The organism is Streptomyces sp. NPDC107538, from assembly GCF_055657445.1.
This window is the reverse complement of record NZ_JBVKAY010000001.1, coordinates 30,074-42,638: the sequence shown is the minus strand read 5'-3', so window position 1 is coordinate 42,638 and position 12,565 is coordinate 30,074. Positions and strand designations below refer to the sequence as shown.

Here is a 12,565-nt window from a genome sequence, read left to right as displayed (position 1 = left end):
CCCGGGCCCCGTACACCCCTCCTCGTCAAGGATCACGATGACCACCACCGCACCCGCCCCGCTCGACATCACCGCCCTGCTGCCCGACGGCACCCACCTCATCGGCGGCGAGTGGCTCCCCGCCCGCTCCCAGACCACCCTCGACGTCGTCGACCCGGCCACCGGGGCGGTGCTGGCCCGTGTCCCGCGCGGCACCGCCGAGGACATCGACGACGCCGTACGCGCCGCCGAGGCCGCCCTGCCCGCGTGGCGCGACACCAGCCCGGCCACACGCGGCGAACTCCTCTACCGCTGGGCCGAGTTGGTGCGCGAACACGACGACGACATCAACCGCCTGGAGGCGATCGAGGTGGGCCGCCCGGTCGGCCCCTCCCCCATCGCCGCGCGCCTGACCTACCTCGCGGGCAAGGCCGACAAGGTCTTCGGCGACACCCTGCCCACCCGCTCCCCCGACATCCTGGGCCTGACGCTGCGCGAGCCGTACGGCGTGATCGGCGCGATCATCCCCTGGAACGCGCCCGGACCCATGACGGTCTTCAACACCGCGGCCCCGATCGCAGCCGGCAACACGGTCGTTCTCAAGCCGGCGGAGGACGCGCCGCTCACCGCCCTGTACCTGGCCAAGCTGGCGCAGGAGGCGGGTATCCCGCCCGGCGTCCTGAACGTCGTCACCGGCTTCGGCGACGAGGCCGGGGCCGCCCTGCCCGCCCATCCCGGCATCCGCAAGATGAGCTTCACCGGCTCCCCCGCCACCGGCACCGCCGTCATGGAAGCCTGCGCCCGCAACCTCATACCGCTGCAACTGGAGTTGGGCGGCAAGTCCCCGCAGATCGTGCTGCCGGACGCCGACCTGGCCAAGGCCGTACCGGCGATCGTGCGCAGCATCGTGATGAACAGCGGCCAGGTCTGCGCAGCCGGCTCCCGTGTCCTGGTCCACTCCTCGCTCCACGACCGGCTCGTCGCCGAACTCGCCGACGCCTTCCGCGCCGTACGGGTCGGTCTGTGGGACCAGCCCGTCGACATGGGCCCGCTCATCAACGCCCGGCAGGAGAAGCGAGTTCTGGACTACCTGGCCATCGGCCGGGAAGCGGGCGCCGAAGTGGTCGTCGGTGGCGGCAAGTTGACCGGTGCGCCCTACGACGACGGCTACTTCGTCGAACCGACCCTCTTCGACCGCGTGACTCCGGACATGCGCATCGCTCAGGAGGAGATCTTCGGCCCCGTACTCTCCGTCATCACCTACGAGGACGAGGAAGAGGCCGTCGCCATCGCCAACGGCACCCGCTACGGCCTCACCGCCACCGTCTGGACGCGGGACGTCGGCCGCGCGGTACGACTGGCCCGCCGAGTCCAGGCCGGGCAGGTCGCCGTCAACACCCTCGGCGACGGCGGCCCGAACGGCGCGATCGGCGCGCCCTTCGGCGGCTACAAGCACAGCGGCTTCGGGCGTTCCATGGGTCCCGACTACCTGGAGGACTGGACGCAGGTGAAGTGCGTCGTCATCAACTCCGCCTGAGCCGCGCCACCCGAGCCGAGCTCCGCGTGACCTGAGGGCCAAGTGGGTGTCAACCCCCACTTGGCCCCCAGGCTGTGTTCATTGCGGGGCGTTTCAGTCGCCCGTGCCGGTTCCGAGATGTGCCTGGGCGAAGGTCCAGAACCCGGTGCCGTTGTATCCGGTGTCGAACGGCTCCCCGAAGCCGTAGTCGTCACCGCTGCCGAAGTAGGTGTTCTCCAGCCGGCTGAACCTGTCCCCCGTCCGGCCACCGTAGGCCTGGGCCAGACGGTAGAGCGCGCCTTCGTACTCGCTGTTCGTCGCGTCCTCGTCGTCGAGTTCGGCCTGCGCGTCCGCGACCGCCCTGGCGAAGATGTCGTGGTAGGCCTGAGTGACCCACATCTCGCCGCCGGCCACGTCGGACCCGTCACCGGAGCCGGAGACCACCACGGTGTCGAGCGCGTCGCGCGCCTTCGTGACAGCGGCCGCGAGCTCGGACCTCGCGGCCGCTCCGCGCGAGAAGCCGACGGTGACACCGGGAGTGGCGAACCACTGGGTGGCGGCCACGTTGTTCTCGCCCATCCAGTACAGGGCCCTGAACGGCTGGGTGGGCCTGTTCCAGGGCTCCGAATACTGCAGCGTCAGACGTGAGTCCGTGAACGCCGCCCCGTTGACCGAAGCGGTCAGCTTTCCCGCCGCATCGACGCTCACACCGAGGACCACGTCCCTGCCGGCCGCGCGCTCCAGGTGCCAGCCGTCGACGTCTTTCCAGTACAGCACCATGTTCTGACTCTGCGGGTGACCGAGCACATGGGTGTTCGGGAACCTGAGTCCCGAGGGATTCGGTTTGTCCGTGCTGCCGTCCCCCTTGGCCACGATGGTGAAGGTCGTGAAACCCCGCTTCTTGCTCACCCTGTTCGCGAAGGCGACATCCTTGACGGTCGCGTCGATCGCGGTCACCTTGCCGCCGGTGAGGGTGAGCTGGTAGCTGATTCCGCGCATCAGCGTCACGGCGTTGACGAAGTGGACGACCGCGGTCGCGTAGCTCTCGTTCGAACCCTGTAACAGCGCCTGGACGTTGTACGACCAGGTCCCGTCCGCGTTCTTCCACAACCCGCTTCCGCCGTTGATGTCCAGGCGGTCCGCGCTGTACGCGCCCTCACCGTTCACGGTGGGCACCGGCACGTCATTGATCTTCACCGCGCCCGCCGCGATCAAGGCCGCCACGCCCTGTTCGGCGTCACCGCCGCTGAACAGGCTGTCGTAGGACGCGGCGGTGATGCCGGTGACTCCGTCCGCGTCGATCGTCTCCGTCGTGACCCGAGACGCTCGGCCGGACGCCGCGAAGGCGGCCGACGGCAGCGATGCGAAGGACACGGCGAGTGTCGAGACCAACGCGACGCCGACAACGCCACTGTGCGACTTCTTCAGGTTCATGAGGCTCCCGGTCCGGTGGCCAGCGGGTCGCCGGCCTTGGTGATCGCCTTCGCGAGCCACGCCATGACCTCGGGCACGTCGTAGTTGCCGGCGTGCGGCTGGTTCCAGGCGAGTTGGTAGTCGACGTTCTTGACGTCCTTGTCCGCCGCAAGCGCCCGGTCGAGGTTGATCGAGATGATGAACGAGGTGTCCCGGTCCCGGGTGCCGTTGCGCACGTACCAGTTCGGCGCGGTGTCGGCCTTCGTGCCGACGAACTCCATCGGGTTGATCAGGCGGAGCTGGTCGTCGACGGTCGTGCTCGACTTCTTGGTGTACTCGGCCCACGTCAGGCCGGTGTCGTCGAGACCGCTGCCGTCGCCGGCCACGTCGTTGTGGTCCCAGCTGTACTCGGTGTAGTTCATGTACTTCTGGCTGTACGGGCCGAAGAGGTTGGTCTCGGTCCGGCCGGTGGTGTTCCCGAAGACGCCGACGGCGTCGAAGGCGGGCGTGGTCTTGAGGGTGGCCTGGGTGGCGACGAAGGCGAGGTAGTTGTCCATGTCGAGCGAGAGCACCTTGTCGGTGTCGTTGTCGACGTCGATCCAGTCGTTGACGTACGACTTCGTCGTCGTGCCGCCACCGCCCATGCCGCCGGACGTGATGACGAAGTTCTCCCCGAGCGCCGGAACGGTGTTGGCGGAGCTCGCCTTCATGTAGGCCTCGGCGGAGCGGATGACCTCCCGCTCGATGGTGTTCAGCATGGTCGCGGCGGTGAGCCTGGTGCCGTCGGGGTTGCGCAGCCCGAGGCTCCGCTCGTACGCCGGGAACTTGGCGGCGATCTCGGCGGCGGCGTCGGCCGAGGCGTTCGAGCCGGTCTCGTCGCGGGTGCCGAGGATGTTGTAGAGCCACTCGTAGGCGACGTCCGCGTTGCCGAGGTCGGTGATGGGGCAGTACGCGTTGACGGCGAAGACGTCGTCGCGCAGGGTGCTGCGGCCCTTGGAGCCGATGCCCGCGGCGCCGATCCGCGCGAGGTACGGGTCGTACACGGAACTGTTGCCGGAGGCGCCAAGGATCGACGAGAGGGCGCCGCCACCGCTGGTTCCGTTGACGACGATCCGCTCGGCGCTGCCGGGCATCGCGCGGTCGTTGAGGCGCAGGTAGCGGACCGCGGCCTTGGCGTCGACGACCGCGGACGGGGCCTTGCCGGGGGACGAACCGTCGGCGCCGACCATGCCGCGGCTGCGGCTGGCGATGTCCGCGAAGACGTAGCCGGCCTTCAGGGCCGCACCCACGTTGCTGGTCGCACTGTTGTAGGAGGCACCGCCGGTCACGCTCGCCTTGACGTAACTGGCCCACCAGCCACCGTTGTTCACCGCGAAATAGACCGGCGCCCGCTGGTTGTCGAAGGCGCTCTCAGGCACGAACACGTTCATGCTCTGGTAGCCGCACGCGGTGTTGGAGATCGTGGTGGTGGTGCCGCCGAGGGTGGGCTGCTGCGCGGCCGCGGCGACGGGGTTCGCGACGTAGCAGATCTCCTTGTACCAGCGCACGTTCATCGGCTCGCCGTCGACGGTGACCGCGATCGTCGTGTAGGCGGCCGCGTCGAAGGCCAGCGCCGCGTCCTCGGCGTCGGCGGTGCGGGCGGCAGGGGCCGCGAGCGCCGATGCGGGCGCGGCGGCGAGGATCAGTGCGAGCGAGCCCGCAACGGCGACGTTTCTGGGGGATACCGGGAACCACTGCATGGAAGACTCCTTCGTCGTAGCCGCGGCCGCCTGGCACATCGGGCAACACGGCGTGGCGCAGCTAGCAGATTGTTAACAATATAATCAGCGATTCTGTGTGCACCTAGGGGTGACAGTGCGGAGTGACGTTTCCCGCACCGCAACCATTGCTGCCACACAACCGCGTTGTCGGTTCGCCCGACGACTGCGACGCTCGTCAGGCACATCGGTCCGGTACACGCGCGCACGGTCTGCCGTGCGTCCGCGGCTTCTCCGTCGGCTGAGTCAGGGACGGTTCTCCGGGCTGCGATCAATGAAGGAGCAAGTGTGACGACCTATTTGACCGTGACGCGCACCGAGATGCTGACACCGAGCCTGCGCCGGATCTGGTTTCGCAGTGAGGATCTCTCGGCCTTCGCGGGAAGCGAGTACACCGACCGCTACGTCAAGCTCGTGTTCCCGAAGGACGGGGTCCGCTACCCCGAGCCGTTCGACATGCGCGTTCTGCGTCGCACGCTGCCACCGGAGGATCTGCCCGCCGTTCGCACGTACACAGCGCTCTTCCCTGACGTCGTATCAGGCACGATGGCCATCGACTTCGTTCTCCACGGCGACGAAGGAGTAGCCGGCCCCTGGGCGGCGAGGGCGGTTCCCGGGGACCGGCTCCTGGCCAACGGTCCGGGCGGCGGCTACCGCCCCGATCTCTCCGCCGACTGGCATCTGTTGGTGGGCGACGAGTCAGCCCTGCCGGCGATCACGGCCGCCCTGGCAGAACTGCCGCACACTGCGGTGGTCCGAGTCGTGGCGCTGGTCGACTCCCCCGCGCACGAGCATGCCCTTCCGAGCCCGAAGAACGGCAGGATCACCTACGTCCATCGGCACGGAACCGAATCGGCGAGCCTGCTCCTGGCCGCCGTACGGGACATGGAGTGGCTGCCGGGCCGAGTGCACGCGTTCGTGCACGGCGAGGCCCAGGAGGTCATGCACGAGCTGCGGCCCCATCTTCTCGCCGAACGTCGGCTGCCCCGCGAACAGGTGTCCGTCTCCGGCTACTGGCGCCGCGGCCGGTCCGAGGAGGGCTTCCGCGTGTGGAAGTCCGAACTGGGGCGCCGCGAAGGGACGCGTGCCCCCGACGCTGTGGGCCCTCGCCCCTGAAGCGCACGCGTCGCCCCTCGTACGGCAGGCACAAGGGCAGGTCATATACGGGAAAGGGCCGGGGTGCCGACACACGGCCCCCGGCCCTTCTGGATGGCGGCCGGGCCGCCATCACCTAGCTCACGGCATGCGGCGGCGTGACGCCCAGTTCCTCGGCGTACTTCGTCAGCTCACTCCACAGCTTCGGCGCCACCGGCACTCCCTTCTCGCGTCGCTCCGCGGCCACGACGGCGCTGCGCTCACCGGGGTAGTGCACTCCGTCCGCGCCGTCCGCCACCGGCAGGCCCTTCAAGGTGCCCAGCGTGGCATCGACCGCGGCGGTGAAGCCGTCCGCTGCGCCGAAGGCCGCCGGGTCGAGGGCGATGAGCAGCGCGTTCTGGCGGTGCTTGCGGCCCTGGGGGGCGTCCGAGTGGAACGCGGAGAAGATCGGTGCGCCGACGAGCACGCTGGTCAGCAGCTCGAACGCCAGGGACATGCCGGATCCCTTGGCGCCACCGAGCGGCAGCGGCATGACCGCCTTCTCCGGGTCGGTCGTGGGGGTGCCGTCCTCGGTGGCGGCGGCTCCCTCGAGCAGGGGCGTGCCGCTCGCCTTCGCCTGGCGGATCCTGCCGAGGGCGATGGTGGCGGTGGCCATGTCGAGGAGCAGCGGGGCATGGCTCGACGACTCGGACGTGGGTACGGCGATGGCGAGCGGGCTGGTGGCCACGGCGGCGCCCCTGACGCCGGTGTAACCCATGTTGGGCATGCCGGCGACGAAGCCGAGTCCGACCAGGCCCTGGTCCGCGATCTTCGAGACGTAGTAGCCGATGGCTCCGGTGTGGACGGTCTCCCGCACACCGACGGAGGCGATGCCGGTGGTCCGCGCCCGGATGACGGCCTCGTCGGCGGCGGCGGACAGCGCCACCGGACCAGGGGCCCGGTCGGCGTCGAGGACGGCGGCGGCCTGGGTCGTCGACTCGATCCTGATGTCGGGCTTCGCGTTGGCCACGCCCTTGGCGAGCAGTTCCAGGTAGGCGGGGACGCGGGCGATGCCGTGCGAGTCGACGCCGCGCAGCGCGGCCCAGACGAAGACGTCGGCGGTGGTGGCGGCGTGCTCGGCGCTCAGGCCTCCCTTCTCCAGAAGTGAGGCGGAGAAGGTGCGCAGGTCGTCGGCGGGAACCCGGACCTTCGTCGGTGGGGTGGACATGGTGACGGTGCCTCCTGGGTCATCGGGTGACGAGCACGTCCACGACGGCGGTGATGCCCTCGGTCACGGCCTTGAGGGCGCGCTCCAACGCGGGCGCGAGCGCCTCCGGTGCGTCGACGGTCTCGGTGTGCATGTCGAACGGCTCGGCGAACCGCGCCAGTCGGGGCAGCCGGTGCAGGTCGATACCGAGCCACTCCCCCGTCTCGGCGGCGGCGCCCTCGGGGTAGAAGCGGCGGTGGTTGAGGTTCATCGACTTGTAGACACGGTTGTTGAACACCACGATCAGCAGCGGCAGATCGTATGCCTTCGAGGCGTCGTACGACGGGATCACCGGGTTGTACGTGAACGCGCCGTCGCCGATGGTGAGGACCACCGGGCGTTCCCTGGCGGCGAGTTTGACGCCGAGCGCGACGGCGATGCCCTGGCCGAGGCCGCCCTGGACGTAGAAGTACGAGTCGGGTGCGTCGGTCCGCACATGGCGCTTGACGACGCGGCTGTGGGTGATGGTCTCGTCGACGACGATCGCGTCCCGGCCGTCCAGGAGCTTGCGCAGGGTGGCGGCGACGAGCACCGGGTCGATGCCGTCGGCCGACGAGGCGGCCCTCCCCTCGGCGGCGGCGATCGCGGCCAGTTCGTCGGCGTGCCGGTCGTCCTGCGCCGCGCGCCTCGTGGTGACCACGGTCCGGTCGAGGTCCTTGGCCCGTTTGGTGAGCTGACGCAGCGTGTTGGTGACGTTGCCCTCCAGGTACCGGTCCGCGAACAGGACCTGGTACACGACGTGCGGGCGCTGTGGCACCTCGTCGATCACCACGACCTTGGCCCGGGCGGGCTTCCGGCTGGGCGGGTAGAAGGGAGCTCGGCAGTTGACGAGCAGGATCAGGTCGGCCTCGTCGAGCCACGGGCCGATGTCGCTGCCCGCGTGCAGGGGGTGGGTGCGCGGGAAGTTGCCGCACACGGCGGAGTCCGGCTCGACGACCGGAATCTGCCACGCCTCGGCGAAGCCGATCAGAGCCTCGAATCCGCCCGCCTCCCGGCCGGCCGTCTCGGTCACGATCACCGGGTTGGCGGCCTCACGCATCATCTCGGCGACGGTGTCGGCCTCTTCGGGCGAACTGTGCGTGGACCCCGGCGGGACGATCGGCTTGGCCTCACGGCCGTCCCACTGCTCCAGCAGGATCTCCAGCGGGATGTTCAGATACGCCGGCCCCCCGGGGGCCCGCCAGGACAGCTCCGCCGCCCGCGTGATCATCGTGGGCAGGGTGTGGACGCTGGCGGCCTCGTTGGCCCACTTGGCGAACGGACCCGCGACGCCGTGCGGGCCGCCCACGATGGACAGGTTGCGGTACCACTGCCCGCCCGGGTCCTGACCGGGCCCGTCGCCGTACGTGGTGGACTCCGACGAGGAGACCACCATCGGGACACCCGCCAGCAGCGCCCCGTGCACCGCCATCGAACCCTGGAGCAGACCGGGCGCCGCGTGCAGCAGCACGCCCTGCGGCCGGCGCTTCACCAGCCCGTACCCCGTGGCCATGCCGACCGCCACGGTCTCGTGGGTCAGGTCCAGGTACTCCGGGCCGGGCAGACCGTCCCGGTGGCGGCGGGCCAGGGACTCCCACACCGGGGCCCACTCGGAGCCCGAGGAGCAGAACAGGTAGTCGGCGCCGACGGCGTTGAAGGCGGTGACGAGAGCGTCGCCGCCGTCGGCGCCCGAGGAGTGGGTCGTGTCGGTCATCTCTCGTGCTTCCTCAGCCCTCGATCGGCCAGTTCAGGACCTCGGAGATACCGCGACCCATGATCCATTCAAGCTCCTCGGGCGTGAAGTCCCAGTGCTTGGTGAACTGCTCGATCGTGTCGGTGTAGGTGATGCCGTGGCCCAGCAGCCGCGTGATGTCCGTGCCGTAGAAGCAGCGCTGCGGGCCCATCTTGTCGACCATCTCGCGGACGTACTTCTGGATGTTGTTGTTCGGGAAGGGCTGCGTGGAGTAGCCCGGGAGCGCCGAGACCTTCACGTAGATGTTCGGGTGGACGGCCAGGTCGGCGGTCTCCTGGACCCAGTAGCCGATGGCGTCGTCGACGCAGCGGGCCATGATGCCCATGTGATCGATGATGATCTTCAACTCGGGGTGCTTGGCGGCGATCTCGCCGAGCTCGCGCTTCCAGATGGGGGCGTGGACCATCATCGGGATGCGCAGTTCCTCGGCGAGCGGCCAGTACCAGTCATTGGTGCCGTCGATCATCCAGTTGCGGTCGATCGGCCGGTGGAAGGTGAGCCGGGTGCCCTTGACGTGCGGGTTCTGTGCGAAGTCCTTCAGCATCGCCTTGCCCTCTTCGGGCTTGTTCTGCGGGATGCGGGCCATGATGCCGAAGCGGTCCGGGTGCGCCTCGCAGGCCTCCAGGGCGTAGTCGATGCGGTCGCCCTCCCACGACGGCGGCAGGATCAGCGCACGGTTGACGCCGGCCTCGTCCATCAGCTCCAGGGCCTCCTCGTAGGAGAAGGGGTCCTCACGGTGGCCGTTGAGACGGATGCGCTCCCGGGCGCCCGGCACCCAGGGGCGGTCCGGGGTCTCTTCCAGCCATATGTGGATCTGGGTGTCGACGACGAACATGTCTTCAACTCTTTCCGTAGAGCGAGGTGGTGGGGTGGTGCGGAAGGAACGCTAGGCGGGTGGTGAGCGCTTGCGGAGCCCCCGGGAGCGCAACCAGTAAGTGCGCCGTACGCAGGGAACTCTCAGCCTGCGGGCGGGTTCCGGAACACGGTCTCGACGATGTGCTCGGCGATGGCCATCGACGCCGTCGCGGCGGGCGAGGGCGCATTGCGCACGGCGGTGACCCGGCCGACCTGATGAATGCGGAAGTCGTCCACGAGAGTCCCGTCGCGATCCAGGGCCTGCGCGCGTACGCCCGCCCCTCCCCGTACGACGTCCTTCACCGTGACCCCGGGCACGTACTGCCCGGCGTCCTTCATGAAGGCCGTGGCGGAGAAGGAGCCGCGGTACTCCCTGATTCCGGTACGCCAGTGCTGGGCCGCCATCTTCCAGGTGCCGGGGTAGCCGGCGAGGCCCAGAAGGTCCCTGGGTGAGACTCTCGTGCGGGTGTAGCCCTCCCTGGCCAGCGCCAGGACGGCGTTGGGGCCGACCTCCACCGAGCCGTCCACGCGGGGGGTGAAGTGCACGCCGAGGAAGGGGTAGCGGGGGTCGGGCACGGGGTAGATCAGGCCCCGGACCAGGTGGGCACGCTCCGGTCTGAGCAGCATGTACTCGCCCCGGAAGGGGACGATCCGCGGCTCCTTCCTGTCCTGGGCGAGTCCGGCGACCGTGTCGGACTGAAGGCCGGCGCACAGGATCAGCCGGTCGGTGCGGACCCGTTCCTGCCCCGAGGCGACCTCCACTCCGCCCGGCACGCTGGTGATCGACGTGACCGGGAAGCCCAGCCGTACCTCACCACCGCAGTCCACGATGTCCTTGGCGAAGGCCCGGGAGATGGCCGGGTAGTCGGTGATCGCGGTGCGCGGGGAGTGCAGCGCGGCGACGCCGCCGGCGTTCGGCTCGATCTCCCTGATCTCCTCGCGGGAGACCTTTCTGAGGTCGGGCACGTGGTTGTGCCTGGCCCGGTCGTAGAGGTCGTTCATCCGGCCGAGTTCGTCCTCGCGTACGGCCGTCACCAGCTTGCCGATCTCGCGGTACGGCAGCTCGCGCTCCTGGCAGTACTCACGCAGCAGGGCCACGCCCCGGACCGTGAGGTCCGCCTTCAGGCTGCCGGGCCTGTAGTAGATCCCGGCGTGCACGACTCCCGAGTTGTGACCCGTCTGGTGGAGCGATACCTCCTGTTCCTTCTCGAGGACGACGACCCGGGTGCCGGGGCGGCTCAGGGCGATCTCGCGGGCTGTCGCGAGGCCCACGATGCCCGCGCCGACGATGCCGACGGTCTCGTCAGCCACGAGTCTCCTCACCGGTCTGCCCACGGTTCTGTTCCGGGGCTCCGAGGTTGATCGCCACCGTCTTCACGCGGGTGGAGAAGCGGAGCACCTCGTCGCCCTGCTCCTTGTACGCCGTGCCCGAGTCCCGGAAGCCGCCGAAGGGCAGGTGGACGTCCCAGCCGGTGGTCGTGGTGTTGACGGCGACCTGGCCGCACTCCGCCTCGTCCGCGAAGCGGTGGGCGGTGGCGAGGTCGCGGGTGAAGACGGCGGCGGCGAGGCCGAAGTCGGAGTCGTTGACCGCGTCGACGGCTTCCGTGAAGTCCTCGACGGCGCGGACCACGAGGACCGGTCCGAAGACCTCCTCGCGCCAGACCGCCGTCTCGGGGGTGACGTCGGCGAGGACGGTCGGCTGGACGTAGCAGCCGTGGGCGCGGTCGCCGTCGGTGTCGGCCTCGCCGCCGGTGAGGACGGTGGCGCCCTGCTCGACGGCCCGTGCGAGGTCGGCGAGTACGGAGTCCCGCTGCTTCGGACTGGACAAGGGGCACAGGGTGGTCTGCGGGGCGCTGCCCGGACCGACTTTCAGCGTCTCGACCTCGGCGACCAGGAGCCGGGTGAACTCCTCGTGAACCGGCTGCTCGACGATCACCCGGCTGGTGGCGGTGCAGCGCTGTCCGGCCTGGCCGAAGGAGGCGGCGACGACGGCCTTGGCCGCGGCCGGCAGGTCGGCGTCCCTGAGGACGACCGAGGCGTTCTTGCCGCCGAGTTCACCCTGGAAGCGGACGTTGCGGTCGGCGAGCCGGCGGCGGATGCGGCCTCCGACGGCGTTCGAGCCGGTGAACGTGATGCCGACGATCCGCGGGTCGTCGAGGAGCGCCTCCTCGATCTCGGCCGTACGGCCCGTGACGACGTTCAACACCCCGGCCGGCAGGCCCGCGTCGTGCAGGGCGCGGGCGAAGTGCAGGCCGGACAGCGGGGTCTCGGTAGCCGGCTTGCACACGGCCGTGTTGCCGGCCGCGAGCAGGGGGGCGAGCTTGCGGGCCGGGGTGATCAGCGGGTCGTTCCACGGGCTGATCACGAGGATCACGCCGATGGGCTCGCGCTGGGTGTGGGTGCGGTGGTTCGGCCGTACGTCGTGCAGGAGGGTGCCGTAGCCCTGGCGGGCGAGACCGGCGTAGTACTCCAGGAAGTCGGCGGCCTTGAGCGTCTCGCCGGTCGCCTCCGTCAGGGTCTTGCCGTTCTCGGCGGTGACGTCGGCGGCGATCTCCTCGGCCCGCTCGCGGATCAGCCGGGCCGCGTCCGTCATGATCCGGGACCGCTCGAAGGGGCTGGTGCGCCGCCACGCGGTGAAGGCACGTTCGGCGTGGTCGTAGGCGCGGGTGACGTCCTTGGCGGCGAGGGCGGGGACGCGGGCGACCGGCGTGCGGACGTCCGCCGGGTCGTGGACGTCGATCCAGTCGCCGGTCGCCACCCACTCCCCGCCCGAGAGGGCTTCCACAGTACGCATGGAGCATCACTTCCTTCGTCCGCCGCGATGACGCGGTCCGCGCTTTTGAACGGCCGTACGGGCCGGATGCGACAACACACCATGTGGGCGTGGGCCACCAGCACCGCACGGGCAGCCTTTGCTTGCGCCGCGCGCAGGTGGGCGGACGCATGATCCGTGCTGGAATCAGCAGGCCGGA

9 protein-coding genes are annotated in these 12,565 nt (G+C 69.8%); 2 read left to right on the top strand and 7 right to left on the bottom strand.

What is annotated here, in order from left to right:
* Positions 1-37 precede the first annotated feature (37 nt).
* Entirely contained in the window at positions 38-1,516 is a 1,479-nt protein-coding gene (locus ACZ7MG_RS00195; protein ID WP_471387167.1) for an aldehyde dehydrogenase family protein, read from the top strand.
* 93 nt (positions 1,517-1,609) lie between these two features.
* Here the strand turns inward: ACZ7MG_RS00195 and ACZ7MG_RS00190 are convergent, their stop codons facing one another.
* Together ACZ7MG_RS00190 and ACZ7MG_RS00185 are read right to left on the bottom strand one after the other, a co-directional pair.
* Positions 1,610-2,929, bottom strand: a complete 1,320-nt coding sequence (locus ACZ7MG_RS00190; protein ID WP_471387165.1) for a hypothetical protein — start codon at positions 2,927-2,929, stop codon at positions 1,610-1,612.
* Positions 2,926-4,647, bottom strand: a complete 1,722-nt coding sequence (locus tag ACZ7MG_RS00185) for a subtype B tannase (RefSeq protein ID WP_471387162.1) — start codon at positions 4,645-4,647, stop codon at positions 2,926-2,928. Before ACZ7MG_RS00185 ends, ACZ7MG_RS00190 begins: the two co-directional genes overlap by 4 nt.
* A 306-nt stretch (positions 4,648-4,953) precedes the next feature.
* Here ACZ7MG_RS00185 and ACZ7MG_RS00180 point away from each other — a divergent pair, with 306 nt between their 5' ends.
* Positions 4,954-5,781, top strand: a complete 828-nt coding sequence (locus tag ACZ7MG_RS00180) for a siderophore-interacting protein (protein ID WP_471387159.1) — start codon at positions 4,954-4,956, stop codon at positions 5,779-5,781.
* A 115-nt stretch (positions 5,782-5,896) separates the two neighbouring features.
* Here the strand turns inward: ACZ7MG_RS00180 and ACZ7MG_RS00175 are convergent, their stop codons facing one another.
* The 5 genes from ACZ7MG_RS00175 to ACZ7MG_RS00155 form a co-directional block, all read right to left on the bottom strand.
* Positions 5,897-6,967, bottom strand: a complete 1,071-nt coding sequence (locus ACZ7MG_RS00175; protein ID WP_471387156.1) for an Ldh family oxidoreductase — start codon at positions 6,965-6,967, stop codon at positions 5,897-5,899.
* A 19-nt stretch (positions 6,968-6,986) separates the two neighbouring features.
* Positions 6,987-8,699 (bottom strand): thiamine pyrophosphate-dependent enzyme, encoded by a 1,713-nt coding sequence (locus ACZ7MG_RS00170; RefSeq protein ID WP_471387154.1) that lies wholly within the window; start codon positions 8,697-8,699, stop codon positions 6,987-6,989.
* A gap of 13 nt (positions 8,700-8,712) precedes the next feature.
* The gene (locus ACZ7MG_RS00165) at positions 8,713-9,573 is read right to left on the bottom strand and encodes an amidohydrolase family protein (RefSeq protein WP_471387152.1); all 861 of its coding nucleotides are present in this window, start codon (positions 9,571-9,573) and stop codon (positions 8,713-8,715) included.
* 122 nt (positions 9,574-9,695) lie between these two features.
* Positions 9,696-10,904 (bottom strand): L-2-hydroxyglutarate oxidase, encoded by a 1,209-nt coding sequence (gene lhgO, locus ACZ7MG_RS00160; protein ID WP_471387149.1) that lies wholly within the window; start codon positions 10,902-10,904, stop codon positions 9,696-9,698.
* Complete coding sequence (locus ACZ7MG_RS00155) at positions 10,897-12,387, bottom strand: aldehyde dehydrogenase family protein (RefSeq protein ID WP_471387147.1); 1,491 nt, start codon at positions 12,385-12,387, stop codon at positions 10,897-10,899. Before ACZ7MG_RS00155 ends, lhgO begins: the two co-directional genes overlap by 8 nt.
* Positions 12,388-12,565: the final 178 nt, after the last annotated feature.

Bases quoted from the DNA above. Each gene is read 5' to 3' on its own strand.
- ACZ7MG_RS00195 (WP_471387167.1), top strand. From the start codon at position 38: ATGACCACCACCGCACCCGCCCCGCTCGACATCACCGCCCTGCTGCCC.
- ACZ7MG_RS00190 (WP_471387165.1), bottom strand. From the start codon at position 2,929: ATGAACCTGAAGAAGTCGCACAGTGGCGTTGTCGGCGTCGCGTTGGTC.
- ACZ7MG_RS00185 (WP_471387162.1), bottom strand. From the start codon at position 4,647: ATGCAGTGGTTCCCGGTATCCCCCAGAAACGTCGCCGTTGCGGGCTCG.
- ACZ7MG_RS00175 (WP_471387156.1), bottom strand. From the start codon at position 6,967: ATGTCCACCCCACCGACGAAGGTCCGGGTTCCCGCCGACGACCTGCGC.
- ACZ7MG_RS00170 (WP_471387154.1), bottom strand. From the start codon at position 8,699: ATGACCGACACGACCCACTCCTCGGGCGCCGACGGCGGCGACGCTCTC.
- ACZ7MG_RS00165 (WP_471387152.1), bottom strand. From the start codon at position 9,573: ATGTTCGTCGTCGACACCCAGATCCACATATGGCTGGAAGAGACCCCG.
- ACZ7MG_RS00155 (WP_471387147.1), bottom strand. From the start codon at position 12,387: ATGCGTACTGTGGAAGCCCTCTCGGGCGGGGAGTGGGTGGCGACCGGC.